General features: G+C 74.4%; 10 protein-coding genes. 6 read left to right on the top strand and 4 right to left on the bottom strand.

Annotated features, from left to right (window positions below):
- Window positions 1-8: 8 nt before the first annotated feature.
- From AB0J76_RS48215 to AB0J76_RS48225, 3 genes are all read right to left on the bottom strand, one after another.
- A complete protein-coding gene (locus tag AB0J76_RS48215) occupies window positions 9-3,338 on the bottom strand; it encodes a BTAD domain-containing putative transcriptional regulator (RefSeq protein ID WP_364394127.1) in 3,330 nt (1,109 codons plus the stop codon).
- Between the two features lie 183 nt (window positions 3,339-3,521).
- On the bottom strand, window positions 3,522-4,403 hold the full coding sequence (locus AB0J76_RS48220; protein ID WP_364394130.1) for a sigma-70 family RNA polymerase sigma factor: 882 nt from the start codon (window positions 4,401-4,403) through the stop codon (window positions 3,522-3,524).
- The gene (locus tag AB0J76_RS48225; RefSeq protein ID WP_352328708.1) at window positions 4,400-4,792 is read right to left on the bottom strand and encodes a VOC family protein; all 393 of its coding nucleotides are present in this window, start codon (window positions 4,790-4,792) and stop codon (window positions 4,400-4,402) included. Before AB0J76_RS48225 ends, AB0J76_RS48220 begins: the two co-directional genes overlap by 4 nt.
- A 202-nt stretch (window positions 4,793-4,994) precedes the next feature.
- Here AB0J76_RS48225 and AB0J76_RS48230 point away from each other — a divergent pair, with 202 nt between their 5' ends.
- Window positions 4,995-6,149 carry a cellulose binding domain-containing protein gene (locus AB0J76_RS48230; RefSeq protein ID WP_352328706.1) on the top strand — a complete coding sequence of 385 codons (1,155 nt, stop codon included), beginning with the start codon at window positions 4,995-4,997 and terminating at the stop codon, window positions 6,147-6,149.
- Window positions 6,150-6,344: 195 nt separating this feature from the next.
- Here AB0J76_RS48230 and AB0J76_RS48235 read toward each other — a convergent pair whose 3' ends face one another.
- Window positions 6,345-6,920 carry a TetR/AcrR family transcriptional regulator gene (locus AB0J76_RS48235; protein WP_352328704.1) on the bottom strand — a complete coding sequence of 192 codons (576 nt, stop codon included), beginning with the start codon at window positions 6,918-6,920 and terminating at the stop codon, window positions 6,345-6,347.
- 102 nt (window positions 6,921-7,022) lie between these two features.
- Between AB0J76_RS48235 and AB0J76_RS48240 the strand changes: the two genes are divergently transcribed.
- From AB0J76_RS48240 to AB0J76_RS48260, 5 genes are all read left to right on the top strand, one after another.
- On the top strand, window positions 7,023-7,430 hold the full coding sequence (locus AB0J76_RS48240; protein WP_352328702.1) for a VOC family protein: 408 nt from the start codon (window positions 7,023-7,025) through the stop codon (window positions 7,428-7,430).
- A 51-nt stretch (window positions 7,431-7,481) separates the two neighbouring features.
- Window positions 7,482-7,841 carry a hypothetical protein gene (locus AB0J76_RS48245; RefSeq protein ID WP_364394135.1) on the top strand — a complete coding sequence of 120 codons (360 nt, stop codon included), beginning with the start codon at window positions 7,482-7,484 and terminating at the stop codon, window positions 7,839-7,841.
- 97 nt (window positions 7,842-7,938) lie between these two features.
- Window positions 7,939-8,433, top strand: a complete 495-nt coding sequence (locus AB0J76_RS48250; RefSeq protein WP_352330436.1) for a tetratricopeptide repeat protein — start codon at window positions 7,939-7,941, stop codon at window positions 8,431-8,433.
- A gap of 1,206 nt (window positions 8,434-9,639) precedes the next feature.
- A complete protein-coding gene (locus AB0J76_RS48255) occupies window positions 9,640-14,319 on the top strand; it encodes an amino acid adenylation domain-containing protein (RefSeq protein WP_364394138.1) in 4,680 nt (1,559 codons plus the stop codon).
- The coding region (locus AB0J76_RS48260) for an amino acid adenylation domain-containing protein (RefSeq protein WP_364394141.1) at window positions 14,316-19,585 on the top strand (5,270 nt) is incomplete at its 3' end. The genes AB0J76_RS48255 and AB0J76_RS48260, both read left to right, overlap by 4 nt.

Here is a 19,585-nt window from a genome sequence, read left to right on the forward strand (position 1 = left end):
CCGGGCCTCTACGTGCACTTGGCGAGGGCTTGGCGGGCCCTTGTCAGCCAGTAGGCCGCTCCCGCCCGCTCCAGCTGGCGCACCGCCGCGGTCAGGTGGGCCCGGGCGCCCTCGCGGTCGCCGAGCGCCAGCAGCGCCTCGCCCAGGTGGCCGTCGTACGCGCCGTCGACGGTGGTGCAGGCGCCGTTGACGTGCAGCAGCCCGGCGAACGGCCGGAAAGCGTCGTAGACCTCCCGGACGACGTCCGCCTCGCCGAGCCGGATCGCCGCGTGCAGCCGGCACATGGCGGCCATCGCCCAGTGGTAGTCGCGCGGCGGCATGGGCGTCTCGCGCAGGAGCCGCCGGGCGCGCTCGGGCTCGCCCAGCTCCGCCAGCGCGTACGCCAGCGCGTAGGCGGGCCCCGCCAGGCCGGTGTGCCGGGCCATCTCCTCGATCCAGGCCGCCTCCTCGCCCAGGCGCTCCTCCTGGATGATCGTCTCGGCCCGTCCGCCGAGCATGCTGAGCTCGAAGTAGGCCAGGTCGGCGAACGACAACATCGCCCTGACGGGCTCGAAGTGCCGGGCCGGGTCCGGCACGCCCTGGAACAGGTCGAGCCCCACGTGCGCCACCGCGGCCTGCAGCGCCAGCGTCGGATTGTGCAGGCCGCGCAGCAGCGTGCCGATCTCCGCCAGCAGGTCGCGGGCCTGCGGCATCCTGCCGTGCTCCACGTGGTGGCCGACGAGGTGCAGCTGCGCGATCACCCTGAGCTGGGGCGACAGGTCCGGCTCGGCCAGCAGGCGGCGGGCGGTCCCGGCACGCTCCTCGACGAAGTCCTGTCCCTGCAGCGCGATGAGCCGCAGGTGCAGGACGCGCCGCAGCAGGGCGGGGTCGTCCAGGCGCTCGGCCGCCGCCACGGCCTGCGAGGAGACCGCGCCGACCTCGTCCTCGCGGCCGGTCTGGGCGAGCACGACGGCCCTGACGGCCTGCGCCGTCGCCCAGTCCGGCGTGGACGGCGGCAGCCCGCGCGCGGCCCGGTCCGCCGCGTCGCGTACGGCGGCCACGTCGACGCCGTACCGGAAGGGCACCCAGATGCCGTGTCCCATCGCGATGTCGGCGGCTCTGACGGCTTTGTCCAGGTCGTCGCCGGCCATGGCGAGCGCCTGCTCGACCGCCTCGTAACCCTCGTCGAACCGGCCGGCGGCGTAGCGGCTCTCCGCCAGCCCGACGGCCAGCTCGAACCGCTCGGCCGCGCTCGCGCCGGCCGGCTCGGCGGCCGCCAGCGCCTCCTGCCAGGACACGGCCGCGTCGTCGGGCGCGTGCCGCCGCAGGGCCGCCCGCGCGGCGCGGGCCGCGTAGTCCATCGCCATGCGGGCGGGCTGCGCGCCCAGCTCCGCCGCCGCCAGCCAGTGCCGCGCGATCACCGCCGCGCGCTCGTCGCGGTCGTCGCGGTCGCCATGCACGGCGGTGAGGGCGGCCGCCACCTGCTCGTGCACCCGCGCCCGCCACAGCCGCGACCGGCGCGACAACAACGCGTCGGTCACCAGGGCGTGCGCGAACTCGTAGCCGCCCAGCCGGTACGACGACTCCCGGACCAGCCCCGCGCCGAGCGCCGCGTCGAGCGACGGCAGCAGGTCGCCGACCGTGCCGCCGGCGACCCGGGCCAGGACGACCGCCTCGAACTCGTCCCCCATCACGGCGGCCAGCTCCAGCACGCGGGCCGCCTCCTCCCCCAGGCCCGCCACCCGGTGCAGCACGACGTCCAGGACACCCTGCGGCAGCCCGTCGCCGGCCCTGGCCAGCTCGGCGAGGAAGAACGGGTTCCCGGCCGTGCGCCGGCGCAGTTCCTCGGCCCCGTCGCCGCCCGGATCGCGGCCGGACAGCTCCTTGACCAGCGCGCGGACCTCCTCGGCGGCAAGCCCGTCCAGCCCGAGCCGGCGCGCGCCGAGCCGGGACAGCGCCGACAGCGTGGCGGTGAGCGCCGACGCCTCGTGCCGCCGGAAGGTCGCCACCAGCAGCAGGCCCGGCCGGGCGGTGGCGGCCACGTGGACCAGCAGCCGCAGCGTGGCGTCGTCGGCCGCGTGCAGGTCCTCCAGCACGACGACCGCCGGCCCGACCGCGGCCAGGAACGTGCCGACGGCCTCGAAGAACCGCAGCCGCGCCCCCTGCGCGTCCGACGCCGGGACCGCCTGCGGGCCGCCCGACAGGAACGTGCCGACCTCGCCGGGCAGGGCGGCCCACGGGGCCACGGCGGCGAGGTCGCGCAGGACGCGTTCCCAGGGCCACAGGGCGGGCGCGGTCTCGTGGTCGGGGCTCGCCCCCCAGCCGACCGGCACGCCGGCGCTCGCGCGGAAGCGCCTCAGCAGGCTCGTCTTGCCGACGCCCGGCTCGCCGTCCACCAGCACGACCTGCCCGGCGGCGGACGCCGCCGCGGCCGCCTCGGTCAGGAACGCGAGCGGGCTCTCCCGGCCGACGAACACCGGCAGGTCCGGCACGGGCTCGCCGCCGCCGGGCGGCGCCGCGGGCACCGGCGTCCACGGCGGGGGCGGCGGTGGGGACTTCGGCGGGGTGGGCTGCGGGGTGGCGGGACGGCCGGACGGCAACAGCGTGGCGTCCTGGCGCAGCACCGCGGCTTCGAGCTCGCGCAGCCGCGGCCCCGGGTCGATGCCCAGTTCGCCGGCCAGCACGTCACGCACCCCGCGCAGGCATTCGAGGGCCGCCGCCTGCCGGCCGGCGCGGTAGTGGGCCAGCACCAGCAGTTCCCAGGCGCGCTCACGCAGCGGGTGCTCGCGGACGAACGGGTCCAGCCGCGCGACGACGTCCGTGTGGCGGTCCAGTTCCAGCAGGGCCGCGGCCAGCGCCTCCACCGCGTCCAGCCGTACCTGCTCCAGGCGGCCGATCTCCGGTTGCGCCCACTCCTGCGCGCGCACGTCCGCGTACGGGTCGCCGCGCCACAGGCCGAGCGCCTCGGCGAGGTCGGCCGCCGCCTGCTCGTGCCGTCCCGCGGCCAGGTGGGCGGAGCCGGCCGACACGAGCGTGCCGAAGTCCGTCGTGTCGAGGACGAGCCCGTCGGTCATCAAGCCGTAGCCGTCGGCGGCGCTGACCAGGACGGCCGGGGTCGTGCCCGGCCGCCGGTCGGGCTCCAGCCGGCGGCGCAGGTTGGAGACGTACACCTGCAGGCTGCCCTGGACGCTCGGCGGCGGGTCGCCGGCCCACAGCCGGTCGGCCAGCAGGTCGGCGGGGAGCACGCGGCCGGCGTGCATCGCGAGGAGGGCGAGCAGGGCCCGCTGCTTGGGCGGCCCGACCGGCACGGCCCGCCCGGCCACGACGAGTTCCATGGGCCCGAGGACGTTCAGCCGCACGCGCCCATGGTAGGGGGCGCCTGTCAACCGGTCCAGACGCGACATTCACGGCGCCGACGGCCTGGCCCGGAACGCCTCGCCGGGTCCGCCCCCGCACGGTTTTGCCAGCCCCGGACCGTCACGGTTTGTCAGGCCCGGACCAGCACCCTTGCCGGGCCCGGGGGCGGCCCTGACGGCGGCGGGTCAGGCCGGGGCGGGCCGGTCGAGGGCGGCGAGCTTGGCCGGGTCGACGACGATGTGGATGCCGGTGATCCGGCCGCCGGCGACGGTGAAGGCGATGGCGGACAGCGGCGTCCCGTCGGCGCGCCAGGACAGGTGGCCGAGGAGCCCGTCCACCAGCACGGGCCGCTGCCCGGCTACCTCGCCGGCGAACATGCGGGCTCCGGCCGCGACGGCGGTGGCGCCGAGGGTGACGACCACGCCGCCGGGGGTGTCCACGGTCAGCTTCACGTCCGGGTCGAGGACCCGCAGCAGCGCCTCGAAGTCCCCGCCGAGCGCGGCGGCGCGGAAGGCGTCCACGGCCTCCCGGTGCTCGCGGGCGGGGCCCGCCGCCCGGTCCGTGGACCGGACCTTGCGGCGGGCGCGGCTGGCGATCATCTTGGCGGCGTCGGCTGACTTGCCCAGGATGTGGCCGATCTCCTGGAACGGGACCCCGAACAGGTCGTGCAGCACGAACGCCAGCCGCTCGCTCGGGGTGAGCGAGTCGAGCACCACGAGGAGGGCGAGGCCGACCGAGTCGGCCAGCGCCGCCTGCTCGTCCGGCGTGGGCTCGTCGCCGGATGTCCCCAGCAAATCCGCGGATTCCTGCCCGTACGCCGTCTCGGGATGGGCCTGGCGGGATCGCAGCAGGTCCAGGCTGATGCGGCCGACCACGGTGGTCAGCCAGCCCGCCAGGTTGCCGATGGCCGACACGTCCTGACGGACCAGCCGCATCCAGGCCTCCTGGACCACGTCCTCGGCGTCGGCGTCGGCGTGCGAGCCCAGCACGCGGTAGGCGACGGCGCGCAGCCGATCGCGCTGGGCCTCGAACGCCTCGGCCATCGGGCCGGCCGGGTGCACGGTCACGGCCTGCGCTGCTGACGGAGCGAGATCCGGTTGCCGTCCGGATCCACCGCCTCGGCGCGGACGCCGAACGGATAGTCCACGGGCTCGGACTCCTCGAAGGTGACGCCCCGCCCGCGCATGACCTCGAAGTCCTTGCGCAGGTCGTCGGATTCCAGGATCAGCGGGCCCGGCGCGCCGTTCCCGCCCGCGACGCCCGGCTGCCCGGCGGCCGCCGCATACGACCACAGGAGGATCTGGACCGGGCTGCCGGGCACGCCGACGGTGAGGAAACGGCCGTCGGGCCCCCGGACGTCGATGCGCTTCTCCAGGCCGAGCCCCGCGGTGTAGAACTCCAGCGCGCGGTCCTGATCGGTGACGTAGATCGTGGTGTACATGATGGCGGTCAGCATTCTGTTCTCGATTCACTCGTGGGTCTGACGACCGTTCGTTCTCGGTCGTCACCCCATGACGAGTGGCGGCGGGAAAAGGTAACACGGCCGCTCAGGCGCGGCGGATTGCCGGCTTTACGGAACCTGAAAACTCGTTCACGATCACTGCGAGGGGGTGCAGGCTCGATCAGAAGGGGGCCCTATGCGGCCTGGCAGACGATCCTTGGGAGCGGTTGGCCTCACCCTCGGCTTCCTCACTCTGGCGTTGTTCCTCGCCGCGCTGGCGATCGGCCCGACCGGGAGGACGGCTCTGGCCTCCGTCCCGGCGGCGCACGACGTCGGGCACGCGGCCGTCTCCGGCGCGGCTGTCGCGGCTGTCTCAGGCGCGGCCGACGACGCGCCGCCGACCCGGCCCGGCGGGCTGCGGCCGTGCCCGGTGCCGTTCGCCGCCAACCCGACCGGCTACGCGTCCATCTGCTGGTCTCCCTCCTCCGACGACACGGGCGTCGCCGGGTACGACCTGTACCGCCTGGACCCGGACGGCTTCGTCCTCGCCAGCAGCACGACCAGCACGATCGGCGGGTTCTCCGGCGAGCTGAACCGCCTCTACACGATGTACGTCGTGGCCAGGGATCTGGCGGGGCACCTCAGCCCGCCGTCGGCCCTGATCACGGTGCCGGCGACGCTCGGGATGACCCCGACCGGCTCGCCGAGCCCGCTGCCGGGTGACCACGTGCCCCCGTCCAGGCCCACCGGCCTGCGCGACGCCTGCCTGCAGGACTATCCGGGCGTCACGTTCTGCTGGCAGCCGTCGACCGACAACGTGGCGGTGACGGCGTACGACGTGTACCGGGAGACGGCGACGGCGTACCGCAGGGTCGGCACGGTCCTTCCGCCGAGCCTGAACTTCGCCGAACCCGGCCTGGTCGTCGGGCAGCGTTACACGTACGTCGTGGTCGCCAAGGACGCGGGCGGCAACCTCAGCGTGCCGTCGGACCCGCTGTCCGCGCTGGCCAGGGAGGGGCTGCCGTCGCCCACCCCGTCGTCGGAGGCGCCGTGCACGGTGACGTACCGGGCCACGACGGGAGGGCCGCGGCTGGACGCCGAGCTCGTCGTGCGCAACACCGGCACGACCCCGGTCGACGGGTGGACGCTGACGGTCGACTATCCGGCGGCGGCCGCCGTGCGCCTCGTCTCGGGCTGGTCCGCGAACTGGACCCAGGCCGGTGCGGGCGTGGCCGGGGTGAACAAGCAGTGGAACAAGGTCATCGGGGTCGGCTCGCAGACGCAGGTCGGGTTCACCGCCGCGTACGGCGGCGGCGCGCTGCCTGCACCGGTGAGCTTCGCGCTCAACGGAAAGACCTGCGCCACCGGCTGACGTTCCCGCTCGCAGCGGCTCGGCGGGGACGACCACAACGGCCACCAGCCCCCCGCCGAGCCCGACCGGCTCGACCGCCCGCCCCCGAGCCAGACCGGCCCGATCGGCCACCGTGGCGAGCGTTGACCGGCCTCGCCCGTCCGGTGGGCCAGGCTCTTGGCGAGCGCGAGCTCTCGGTGGCGGGGGTGCGCCCCTTCAGGCGCGCAGGGCGTCGAGGAGGCGGGACAGTGCCGCCTGCGTGTCGGCCAGTTCGTCGGGGGCGGACTGCGCCAGCCACAGCGCGGCCTCGTTCATCGCCCCGGACAGCAGGCGGGCCAGCGGTGCGACCGGCTGGGCCGGGATGACGCCGGCCGCGACGAGCGCGGCCAGCGCCTCGGTCAGGTGCCGGACGCTGGTGGCCTCGTCGATCGCCCGCCACTCGTTCCAGCCGAGCACAGCGGGGCCGTCGATCAGCATGATCCGTTGCACGTCGGGATCGGCGCCGGCCGCGACGAACGCCGCGCAGCCCGCCTTGAGCTGCGCCCACGGGTCGTCCTCGGCGTCGGCCGCCGCGGCCACCCGGTCGGCCACCTCACGCTGCACCTGTTCCAGCACGGCCCGGAAGAGGTCGGGCTTGCCCTCGAAGTGGTGGTAAAGGGCGCCTTTGGTGACGCCGGACTCGCCGACGATCTCCGCCAGCCCCACCCCGGCATAGCCCCTGGTCGCGAACAGGCGCCGCGCCGTGGCGAGCAACGTGCGGCGGGTGCGTTCCTTCTGCTCCGTCCTGGTCACTGCGTCGTCCTGGTCACTGCGTCCCCTTTGACATACCGACGGTATCCCAAATAGTGTACGCCCACATACCGTTGGTACGTGAAACTGAGGAGGAGGAACGCAATGAAGCTGAGCAGCGTGTATCCGGTGTTGTGCACGGCCGATCTCGCCGCGTCCAAGGACTTCTACGTCCGGCTGTTCGGATATGAGGTGACCTTCGAGGCCGACTGGTACGTGAGCCTGCGCCGCGGTCCGTACGAGCTGGCCCTGCTCGACCACCGTCACCCGACGTTGCCCGCCGCCTACCGCCGTCCGGTCGCGGGGCTGCTGATCAACTTCGAGGTCGCCGACGTCGACGCCGAGTGGGAGCGCCTGGTCGGGCGCGAAGGGCTGACCCCGGAGCTGGCGCTGCGCGACGAGGACTTCGGCCAGCGGCACTTCATCGTCGCCGACCCCAACGGCGTCCTCGTGGACGTGATCACCCCGATCCCGCCCTCGCAGGAGTACGCGTCACAGTACGCGCCCGCGTGAGACCGGCGCCGGGCGCTGGACCCGTCGTCCGCGTACGTGAATCATGGAAGGGTGCGTACGGGTTTCGCCCATGAGGCGACGATCGTCATGGACACGGACGGCGATGTGCGCGCGCCCGGCGCGGCGATCACCGTGGCGCTGTGCGGGCACTGGGAGCACGAGCCGCCCTGCCCGATCGCGGCGCACCACACGGCCTCCGACCGCGCGGGCGACGTCGTCCGGGTGCGGGTCCTGTTCGCGGCCGAGGCGGCGGCCGAGGCCGACGTGCGGGCCCGCATCGACGCCGCACTGGCGCGGGGCACGCTCGACGGCCCGGACGGGGTCACCACCCGATGGCGGCTCCTGGACACCCGGCCCGGCCGCCCGCGCGCGGCGGAACTGCCGCACCTCGAACGTCTCCGGCGCGGATGAACCCCGCCGAATTACCGCGATCACGGCTCGACGGCCCTCCGGATCGGTCCGGACAAGCACGCTGACCGCTGTTTCACGCGACAGTGAAGGAGCACCGATGACCACCGCCGATCCGACGATGGCCAGGATCGGCCAAGGGGTGGACTTACATCACCACCAAGGCCGCCCTGAAGCCGCTCGCGAATTGTTCGCGCAGATCTGGGACGACATCGGCGGCGAGCAGGGCGACCCGCTGCACGTCTGCGTCCTCGCCCATTCGATGGCCGACGTCCAGGACGACGTGCACGAGGAGCTGATGTGGGACCTGCGCGCGCTCGCCGCCGCCGACCGGGTCACCGACGAACAGGTGGCGCAGGCCGGGGTGGCGCTCCCGGTGGTGGCGCTGTACCCGTCGCTGCACCTGAACCTGGGCGAGTGCTACCGCAAACTGGGCGACCTGGACCGCGCCCGCGACCACCTCGACCAGGCCCGAGCGGGGATCGGCGCACTGGGCGACGACGGGTACGGCCGGCTCATCAAGGGCGGCCTGGACCGACTGGCCACCCTCCTGAATTCCAACAATCCCCCCACCACACCACCCACGAACGCCTGAACCGATTTCCCACCACTATTTCGCACTGAAGCAATTCCCCGCGAATATCAGCCCCCTTCATTGAATGCCTCGACAAGGCGAACAATCCACAAGTTCTGCTCCCGAACAAACAACGGCGTCCAATTACCTCAAGACCGCCCCCGCACCCGAGCGCCTGGCCCCCGCCCCCGCCGACTCGGAGGTCCGGTGGTCCTGGTCCGAGGGTCCTGGTCCGGGGGGCCTGGGACGGTGGTCCGGGGATGGGGATCTGGGTCCGGTGGGATCCGAGGGCGGGGTCCTAAGGGCCCGGGAGTCCGGGGGCGGGCCCTGGAGTCCGAGCGGCCCAGGAGCGGACAAACCCGAGCGCACGGTCCCGGGACCGAGGCCGGAGACAGGAACCGGCCCCGGGACCGAGGCCGCAGCCAGAAACCGGGGCCGGGGAGCGAGGGCCGGGGAGCATTGCCCCCACAGGACGCCGCACACCGAAGCCCGGCCCGCCCCAGCAACGGCCTATCGAGGTCACGGTCGAACCCGGCAACGCGCGAACCGGCAACGCGCCCGGCCACGCCGTCCCATCCCCCTCACCCCGCCGTACCGCCCGACCGGGCCGCCGTACCGCCTCACCCCGCCGTACCGCATCGTCCCACCTGGACGCCCCTGGCCCGCCGCCCAACGTCCCGCCCCGCCGTACCGCCCGATCGCGCCGCCCCGCCACCCCGTCTGAGCGCCACACCGGACCGCGCCGCCGCCACGACACTCGGGCGCAGGCTTCCTCCGCCAACGGCCGGACCTCGTCCGCTGCCAGCCACCGGGCCGGGCGCCCCCGAACTGCCCGGAACCCCTCGGACGCCCCCAGCTCTCATGACCTTGCCCTGAGAAGGCTCGGCACCCGAGGACCCCATCGACGCCCCACCTGTCACCACGCCAGCAGCCCCCCGCACTGACGCCCGACGTAAACCTTCGGCAGGCCCAAAGAGGGAACGCCACCCCCACGGAACGGGCCTTCTTCCACCATCCGGGATAACGAATTCGCCACCCGAAGATAAGCCACTACCGACAGTCACAGAACTATCGGAGTTTGACCGGAAAACCTGACGCGGCGTCATTCACGCTGACGGCCAACTTCGCCCCAGAAAGCCCTCGACAAATCGATCATGCGGATTATGCTTCATCGCGCAATTTGTACGTATTTGCCGCCAATCGCGGTGGGTTTTACGGGGAGACACCATGACCGACGACGTGAAAGGCCAGGGGGCCGGCACACGCGTTCACGAGGCCATATCCATCCAAACCAGGAAAAGCCCTGACAGCATCGCCGTCATAGCCGGCACCACCCGCCTCACCTACGCCGACCTGGACCGCCGCGCCAACGGCATCGCCCACACGCTGCTCGAACGCGGCATCGGACGCGGCCACCACGTCGGCGTCTGCCTGGAACAGGGCGAATGGCTGCTACCGGCGCTGCTCGGCGTGTGGAAGGCGGGCGCGGCCTACGTCCCGCTCGACCCGGCCTACCCCGCAGAACGCTTACGGTTCATGGCCGCGAACGCCGAGGTCACCGCGGTGCTCTCCACGACGGCAGCGGCCGCGACGGCCACCCTCACCGGGGCGGAGGTCGTCCACGTCGACGACGTCGCGCCGCGCGAGGACGCGCCCGGCGTGGCGGGAGAGGTCGCCGACGCCGCGTACGTGATCTACACCTCCGGCTCCACCGGGACGCCCAAGGGCGTGGTCGTGGAGCACCGCAACACCATGAACTTCCTGGCCTGGGGCGCGTCGGCGTACTCCGCCGAGGAACTGGGCGGCATGCTGGCCGGCGCGTCGATCTGCTTCGACGCCTCGATCATGCTGCTGTTCGTCCCGCTCGTCGCCGGCGGCACGGTGATCATGGCGGAGAACCTGCTGGCGCTGCCGTCCCTGCCCGCCCGCGACGAGGTGAGGACGGTCTTCGGCGTCCCCTCCGCGCTGTCGGTGCTGCTGCGCGACCCGCTGCCGGCCGGGGTGCGGACCGTGGTGTCGGGCGGCGAGCCGCTGACCGCCGCGCTGATCCGCCAGATCTACGCCAACCCGAACGTCCAGCGCGTCCTCAACATGTACGGCCCGACGGAGTGCAGCACCGCCTGCACCTTCTTCGAGGCGGGACGCGACTTCGACGGCGAGCCGCCCCTGGGCGAGCCGCTGGCCGGCGCCGTGCTGTCGGTGCGCGACGCGCAGGGCCTGCCCGTCCAGGACGGCGAGCTGGGCGAGTTGTGGATCGGCGGCCCCGTGGTGGCCCGCGGCTACCTGGGAGTGGACTCCCCCGCGTTCGGGTCCGGCCCGGACGGCGTCCGCGTCTACCGCAGCGGCGACCTGGTCCGCCGGGTGGACGGCGAGCTGCGCTACGCCGGCCGGGCCGACGACCAGGTCAAGATCCGCGGCATCCGGGTCGAGCTCGGCGAGGTGGAGTCCGTGCTGGGCGGCCACCCCGCGGTGCGGCGGGCCGTGGTGCTGGCGCAGACCGGCGACGACGGAGCCGCCCACCTGGTCGGCCACGTCGCCGCGACCAGGGTGAGCGAGCCCGAGCTGCGCGAGTGGCTGCGCGACCGGCTGCCCGCACACCTGGTCCCGTCCCGGATCGGGATCAGCGAGAGCCTGCCGCTGGCCCCCACCGGCAAGGTGGACCGCGCGGCCCTGCCCAGGCTCGGCTCCACGCGGCTGGTCGCCGCGGCGCCGGTCGCCCCGAGGACCGACGACGAGCGCCTGGTGGCCGACGTCATCGCCGAAGTGCTCGGCCTCGACGGGATCGGCGTGCTGGACCGCTTCGCCGACCTGGGCGGACACTCCCTGGCCGCGGTCAAGGTGGTGAACGAGCTGTCGCGCCGGCTGGGGCACACCGTGCCGCCGTCGGCGTTCCTGACCGAGCCCACGGCGGCCGGGCTGGCCTCCCGGCTGCGCCAGACCGTCCAGGAGCCGGTGCGGCGGGACGGCGGCCGCAGCACGTACCCGCTGACCGGCATGCAGCGCGAGTTCTGGACCCTGCGCCAGCTCCATCCGGGCAGGCCGGTCACCACCGTGTCGGTCCGGCTGCGGGTGAGCGGCCTGCGGGACGCGGCCCCGCTGCGGGCGGCGCTGGACGCCGTCGTGGCCCGGCACGAGGTGCTGCGCAGCACCGTCGCGGTGAGCGAGGACGGCGTGCCGTACGCCGTGACGCATCCGCCGGTTCCGGTGCCGTTCGCCGAGCACGGCCCCGAGGCCGACCCGGAGCGGGTGGCCAGGCGCGCCGGCGCGTACGTGTTCGACGTGGCGGACGAGGTGCCGCTGGTCCGGGCCGAGCTGTGCTGGACCGGCGAGGCGGTCGCCGAGCTCGTGGTCGTGACCGATCACCTCGCCTTCGACGGCGGCTCGGTCGGCATCCTGATGGACGAGCTGGCCGCCGGGCTGGCCGGACGGCCGGTGGCCGGGCCCGCCGTCCAGGTCGGCGACGTGGCCGTGCGCGAGCAGGAGGGGCATCCGGAGCTGCCGCGGCTGCGCGAGTTCTGGCAGCGGGAGCTGTCGGGCGCGCCGGTGACGCCTCCGGCGCCCGCCGACCTGACGGCGGCGCGGGTGACCAGGCCGCTGCCGGAGGAGTTCGTGGCCGGCGTGTCCGCCCTGGCCAGGGAGTGCGGCGTCACGCCGTTCGCGGTCTACCTGGCCGGGCTCGCCCTGGCCGGCGCGGAACCGGACATGCTGATCGGCGCGGTCGCGGCGCGCCGCGCCGGCGCCGAGCTGGCCGGGGTCGTCGGCCCGCTGGTCGACACCGTGCCGGTGCGGCTGCGGACCGGCGACGCCTCGACCTTCCGCGACCTGGTGCGTCAGGCCGCGGACGCCACCACGCGGGCGCTGATCCACCAGGAGATCCCGCCCGCCGAGCTGCCCCGCGCCGCCGTGCTGCTGGCCATGCAGCACAGCGAGGTCCCGGTACGCGTGGAAGGTCTGGAACTGCTCACCGAACTCGGTTCGGGAGCCGCCGGCCACGAGCTCAGCGTGCTGGTCAACCGCACGGCGTCCGGCGGCGAGGTGCACCTGGAGTACGCCACCGCGGTGCTCGGCCGGGACCGCGCCGAGGCGTACGTGGACCGCCTGATCGCCCTGCTCCGGGGCGCCATGACGGACCCCGGCCGCGAACTGGAGCTCGTCACCCCGGACGAGCGGGCCGCGCTGCTGGCGCTGGCCGCCGGGCCGGAGCTGCCGCGACCGCTGCCGACCGTGCCGCGGGCGATCGCGGCCCACACCACGGGAACGGCCGTGGTGGGCCCCGACGGCACGTCGCTGAGCTTCGCCGACCTGAACGACTGGGCCGACCGGGCGGCGGCGACGCTGCTGGAGCACGGCGTGGCCCCCGGGGACGTCGTCGGCGTCCGCCTGCCGCGCGACCACCTGATGCCCGCCGTCCTGCTGGCCGTGTGGCGGGCGGGCGCGGCGTACCTGCCGATGGATCCCGAGCACCCGGCCGAGCGGCTGCGGCTGCTGGCCGAGGACGCCGGGGCCCGCGTCGTGCTCGCCAGGGGCGGCGTGCCGGGGCCCGGCGTCCTGGACCTCGACCGGCTGGAGCTCGACGGGCGCGCCGAGCTGCCCGAGGTCCGGCCCGGCGACCTGGCGTACGTGATGTACACCTCCGGCTCGACCGGCACGCCCAAGGGCGTCGAGGTCACCCACGCGAACCTGGCCGCCCTGGTGGCGGGCACGGCGGCCGCGCTGCGCCTGGGCCCGGACGACGTGCAGCCGGCCGTGGCGCCGCTGACGTTCGACGCCGCGGCCTCCGAGCTGTGGACGGTCCTGACCTGCGGCGGGACCAGCGTGGTGGTGGACAGGGCCACCGCCAGGGACGGTCACGCGCTGGCCGAGGCGGCCGCCAAGGCCACGGTGCTCGACCTGGTGCCGACGGCGTACCGGATGCTGATCGAGGCCGGCTGGACGGGCGACGCGGAGCTGCGCGCGGTCACCGGCGGCGAGGCGCTGGACCCGGGCCTGGCCGCGGAGATCCTGGCGCGGGCCGGCGAGTTGTGGAACGCCTACGGCCCCACCGAGGCCACCGTCACCTCGACCATGCACCGCGTGTCCGCCGGCGAGCCCGGCCCGGTGCCGATCGGCTCGCCGATGCCCGGCGAGCGGGCCTACGTCGTCGACCCGCGGCTGCGGCTGCTGCCGCCGGGCGCGGTGGGCGAACTGCTGCTGGGCGGCGCGGGCGTGGCCCGGGGGTACCGGAACCGTCCGGGGCTGTCCGGATTCGTGGACGATCCCTTCGTCCCCGGCGGCAGGTGTTACCGGACGGGGGACCTCGCGCGCTGGCGGCCCGACGGGACGCTGGAGTTCCACGGCCGCCGCGACCACCAGGTGAAGGTCCGCGGCTACCGCATCGAGCTGGGCGAGGTCGAGGCCGTGCTGCGCGAGGTGGCCCAGGGCGCGGTGACCGTGTCCGGCACGGGCGCCCAGGCCCACCTGGTCGGCTACGTCACGCCCGAGACGGCCGATCTGGCGGCGGTGGAGCGACATCTGCGCGCCCGGCTGCCCGACCACATGGTGCCGCGGCGGTGGGTGGCGCTGGCCGCCCTGCCCACCCTGTCCAGCGGCAAGGTGGACCGGGACGCCCTGCCCGAGCCCGGCGACGGCCCGCGGGCCGAACGGGTCGCGCCCGCCTCCGACGCCGAGATCATGGTCGCCTCGATCTGGGCGGCGGTGCTCGGCCGTCCGGCCGTCTGGGCCGACGACGACTTCTTCGCCCTGGGCGGCAGCTCCTTCGCCGCCACCCGGGTGGCGGGACGGCTCCGCGAGGTCCTGCAGCTCGCCGTGCCGGTGCGGCTGCTCTTCGACCGTCCGGTGCTCGCGGACTTCGCCGCGGGCCTGGAAGAGCTGCTGCTCGCCGACCTGACGGACGGGGTGGAGGCATGACCGAGGTGCAGCGGGACCGGGTCGCCGACCTGCTCCGTTCCCGGCTCGCGGCGGCGCGGGCCGCGGCCGAGACCCTTGAGGAAGCCGCTCCGGCGGGCATTCCGGCGCTGTCGGCCGTGGACATGCCGCTGTCCCCGCTCCAGGAGCGGCTGTGGTTCCTGGCCCAGCTGGAGCCGGACTCCCCCGCCTACAACGTGCCGCAGGCGCTGCGGCTGCGCGGGCCGGTGGACCTCGACGCCCTCACCGGCGCGCTGGCCGACGTGGGCGAGCGGCATTGGGTGCTGCGCGGCGTCGTCGAGGGGCGGCGGGTGCGGCCGGCCGCCGGCGTGCCCGTCAGCGTGGTGGAGGTGACCCCCGAGTCGCTGGAGCGGGAGCTGCGGGCCGAGGCCTGGCGGCCCTTCCGGCTGGACGCCGAGCCGCCCATGCGGGCCACGGTGTTCCGGCTCGGCGCCGACGACCACGTGCTCGTGCTGGTCCTGCATCACATCGTGACCGACGCCTGGTCGGAGCAGGTGCTGCTGCGCGACCTGTCGGCGCTGTACGCGGCCCGGCTCGGCGCCGGCCCCCGGCCGGAGCCCCCGGCCCTGCAGTACGCCGACGTCGCCGCCTGGGAGGCCGGCCAGAACGCGCACGAGACGGCCGGCGAGACCGACCTGGACTGGTGGACGCGGCGGCTGACCGGGCTGGCCCCGGTGCTCGACCTGCCCACCGACCGGCCCCGTCCCGCCGTGCCGGCCTGGAGCGGGCGCACGGTCGGCTTCGAGGTGCACGGGGAGCTGGCGGCCAAGGTGCGGGCCACCGCCGGGACGACGCCGTTCATGGTCTTCCTGGCCGGGTTGCAGGCGTTGCTGGGCCGGTTGGCCGGCAGCGACGACATCGCGGTGGGCGTACCGCACGCCGGGCGGCACCATCCCGACACCGAGGGCGTGGTGGGCTGCTTCCTCAACACCCTGGTGCTGCGTACCGACGTCGGCGGCGACCCCACCGGGCGCGAGCTGCTGGCCCGGGCCCGCACGACCGCCCTGGACGCCTTCGCCCACAGCCGCACGCCGTTCGAGCGGATCGTGGAGCGGTTGCAGCCGGAGCGGAACCTGTCGGTCACCCCGCTGTTCCAGGTGATGCTGAACGTGTACGACAGCGTCGCCCCGATGAGCCTGCCCGGGGTCGAGGTCGTGGCCGAGCGGCTGACGTCGCCGACGGCCAAGTTCGACCTCAACCTGACGCTGGAGGATCGCGGGGACGGGTTCGACGGCGTGCTCGAATTCCGCACGGACCTGTTCGACGAGGCGACCGTCCGCAGGCTGGTGGACTGGTACCTCGCCCTGCTCGGCGGGATGTTGTCCGACCTGGACGCGCCGGTGGGGGCGGTGCCGCTGGAGCCGGTGACCGGTCCCGTCCTGGCCGGTCCCGCGCCCACGGACGCGTCCGGCCAGGCCGTGCACCACCTGATCGAACGCTGGGTGGACGACAGGCCGGACGCGCCCGCCGTGGTGGGCGCGGATCGCGAGCTGTCCTATGCCGAGCTGGAGTCCACCGCCAACCGCATCGCACACTGGCTGATCCAAGCCGGGGTGCACGCGGACGAGCCGGTCGGCGTGCTGCTGGAGCCCGGCGCCTCCTTGGCGTGCGCGCTGTTCGGCATCCAGAAGTCCGGCGGCGGATATCTGCCGATGGATCCGACCTACCCGGCGGCGCGGATCGCGACCATGCTCGACGCCGCCGGAGTCCGAGCCGTGGTCACGGTGTCGGAGTTCACCGACCGCCTCGGCCCGGACGTCCGGGTCCTGGAACTGGACCGACTGCCCGACCTGCCCGCCGATCGACCCCGCGTGGACGTCCGGCCCGAGCACCTGCACCACGTCATCTTCACCTCCGGCTCCACCGGAACCCCCAAGGCCGTCGCGGCTGAACACCGCAACGTGCTCAGCTACCTCGACGGGATGCTCCCGCGCATCGACGCCCCCGGCGGGTCATTCGCCGTGGTCTCCACACCGGCCGCCGACTTCGGCCTGACCTGCGTGTTCGGCGCGCTGACCACCGGCGGAACCGTCCACCTGCTGCCACGCGAGATCGCGATGGACCCGGCCGCGTTCGCCGACTACCTGACCCACCACCACGTGGACGTCGTCAAATGCGTCCCCAGCCACCTCGAACTCCTGGCCTCAGGCGGCGACCTGGCCGCCGTGCTGCCGCGCCGGCTGCTGATCCTGGCGGGCGAGGCGTGCCCCTGGGACCTCGTCGAACGAGCCCGGAACGCCAAACCCGGCCTGCGCATCCAGAGCCACTACGGCCACACCGAATCCACCATGATCTGCCTGGTCTGCGAGACCGACCAGATCCCCGCGGAACGCCGGACCGGGATCGTCCCGCTGGGCCGTCCGCTGCCCGGCGTCTACGGCCATCTGGTGGACTCGCGGCTGCGGCCGGTCCCGCCGGGTGTCCCTGGCGAGCTGGTCGTCGGCGGCCCCGGCATCACCCGGGGCTACATCGGGCTGCCGGACCTGACCGCCGAGCGGTTCGTCCCCGACCCGCTGACCGGCCAAGACCGCTGCTACCGCAGCGGCGACCTGCTCCGCCTCACCGCCGACGGGCAGATCGAGTTCCGCGGCCGGGTCGACGACCAGGTCAAGGTCCGCGGCTACCGGGTCGAACTCGGCGAAGTGGTCACCGCCCTGCGAGCCCTCCCCCAGATCTCCGAAGCCGTCGTCCTCCCGATCGGCGAGGGCAAGGCCCGGCAGCTCGCCGCCTGGGTCACCCCCGCATCGGCGAACGTGCCGGCGGTCCGGTCGGCGCTGCGGGAACGGCTGCCCGACTACATGGTGCCCGCGCACATCGTCACCCTCGACCACCTGCCCCTCAACCCCAACGGCAAGATCGACCGAGCCGCCCTCCCCGAACCGCGGCAGGAGGCGGCGGCCTTCGTGCCGCCGAGCACGGCCGCCGAGCGACTGGTGGCGCAGGCGTGGGCCGACGTGCTCGACGTGGACCAGGTGGGCGCGAACGACGACTTCTTCACGCTGGGCGGGCACTCCTTCGCCGCCACCCGGGTGGCGGGCCGCCTGCGCGAGCAGCTCGGCGTCGCCGTACCGGTGCGGCTGCTCTTCGAGCACTCCGTGCTCGCCGACCTCGCCGCCGCGCTCCCCCGCCCCGCCTCGGCGGCGGTGGCGCGACGTGAGCGCGTGGAGGGCCCGGCGCCGCTGTCCGGCGCCCAGGCCAGGCTCTGGTTCCTGGCCCAGCTGGAGCCGGACGGCACGGCCTACAACGTCCCGATGACCCTGCGGTTGCGCGGGCCGCTGCAGGCGGACGCGCTGCTGGGCGCGGTCAGGGACCTGGCCGATCGGCACGAGGTGCTGCGCAGCGTGATCATCGCCACCGGCGCCGAACCGGTCCTGGAGGTACGGACGGCCGCGGAGGTGCCGGTGACCACCGTGACCATCGACCGTTCGCAGGTCGGCCGGGCGGTGGCCGAGCAACTGGCCACGCCGTTCGCGCTGGACCGGGAGCCGCCGATGCGGGCGGTCCTGTTCGTGGTCGACGAGACGGAGCACGTGCTCTCCCTCACCTTCCACCACATCGCCACGGACGCCTGGACGCGCGGCCTCCTGCAGTCCGAGCTGTCGGCGCTGTACGCCGCCCGGCTGGGCCTGCGCCCGCCGCCGGGCCCGCCGCCCGCCCAGTACGCGGAGGTGGCGCCCGTCCCGGCCCTGGCCGACCTGGACTGGTGGGCGGAACGGCTGCGGGGGCTGCCGCCGGTGCTCGACCTGCCGACCGATCGTCCTCGGCCCGCGGTGGCCGACCCGGCAGGGGCCTCGCTGGAGGTCGAACTGCCGGCGGAGCTGGCGGCCAAGGTGCGGTCGGCGCCGGGCATGACGCCGTTCATGGTGCTGCTGGCCGGACTGCAGGCGCTGCTCGCGCGGCTGTCGGCGGTCCACGACATCGCGGTCGGCGTGCCGGTCAGCGGACGGGACCGTCCCGACACCGAAGGCGTCGTGGGCTGCTTCATCAACACCGTCGTGGTCCGTACCGACCTGGGCGGCGACCCGACCGGCCGGGAGCTGCTGGACCGGGTCAAGGAGGCCGCGCTGGGAGCGCTCGCGCACGCGGGAGCGCCGTTCGACCGGGTGGTGGACCGGCTGCGGCCGGAACGCAACCTGGCCGCCACCCCGCTGTTCCAGGTGCTGCTCAACTACATCCCCGACCAGGGACGTCCCGAGCTGCCCGGCCTGGAGGCGACCTCCATCGAGCTCCCCGAGCGGACGGCGAAGTTCGACCTGGACCTGTACGTGCTCGACAGCGGTCCCGGGTCCCCGCTGCGGGGCGGCTTCGGCTACCGCACGGACCTGTTCGACGAGGCGACCGTCCGCAGGCTGGTGGACTGGTACCTCGCCCTGCTGGACGGGATGTTGTCCGACCTGGACGCGCCGGTGGGGGCGGTGCCGCTGGAGCCGGTGACCGGCCCCGTCCTGGCCGGTCCCGCGCCCACGGACGCACCCGGCCAGGCCGTGCACCACCTGATCGAACGCTGGGTGGACACCACCCCGGACGCGCCCGCCGTGGTGGGCGCGGATCGCGAGCTGTCCTATGCCGAGCTGGAGTCCACCGCCAACCGCATCGCGCACTGGCTGATCAAGGCCGGGGTGCACGTGGACGAGCCGGTCGGCGTGCTGCTGGAGCCCGGCGCCTCCTTGGCGTGCGCGCTGTTCGGCATCCAGAAGTCCGGCGGCGGATATCTGCCGATGGATCCGACCTATCCGGCGGCACGGATCGCGACCATGCTCGACGCCGCCGGCGTGCGCGCCGTGGTCACGGTGTCGGAGTTCACCGACCGCCTCGGCCCGGACGTCCGGGTCCTGGAACTGGACCGACTGCCCGACCTCCCGGAGACCAGGCCGGAGAGCGCGGTGCGACCGGAGCACCTGCATCATGTGATCTTCACGTCGGGCTCCACCGGCACGCCCAAGGCGGTGGCCGCCGAGCACCGCAACGTCCTGAGCTACCTCGACGGGATGCTCCCCCGCATCGACGTCCCCGGCGGGTCGTTCGCCGTGGTCTCAACACCGGCCGCCGACTTCGGCCTGACCTGCGTGTTCGGTGCGCTGACCACCGGCGGGACGGTGCACCTGGTGCCGCGCGAGATCGCGATGGACCCGGCCGCGTTCGCCGGCTACCTCGCCGAGCACCGGGTGGACGTCGTCAAGTGCGTCCCGAGCCACCTGGAGCTGCTGGCCTCGGGCGGCGACCTGGCCGCCGTGCTGCCGGGCCGGCT

This window comes from Nonomuraea sp. NPDC049624 (genome assembly GCF_040675255.1).
Classification (GTDB): domain Bacteria; phylum Actinomycetota; class Actinomycetes; order Streptosporangiales; family Streptosporangiaceae; genus Nonomuraea.

Excerpts from the sequence above, each read along its gene's own strand:
- AB0J76_RS48225 (WP_352328708.1), bottom strand. The coding sequence starts at position 4,792 with ATGCTGACCGCCATCATGTACACCACGATCTACGTCACCGATCAGGAC.
- AB0J76_RS48240 (WP_352328702.1), top strand. The coding sequence starts at position 7,023 with ATGAAGCTGAGCAGCGTGTATCCGGTGTTGTGCACGGCCGATCTCGCC.
- AB0J76_RS48250 (WP_352330436.1), top strand. The coding sequence starts at position 7,939 with ATGACCACCGCCGATCCGACGATGGCCAGGATCGGCCAAGGGGTGGAC.
- AB0J76_RS48255 (WP_364394138.1), top strand. The coding sequence starts at position 9,640 with ATGACCGACGACGTGAAAGGCCAGGGGGCCGGCACACGCGTTCACGAG.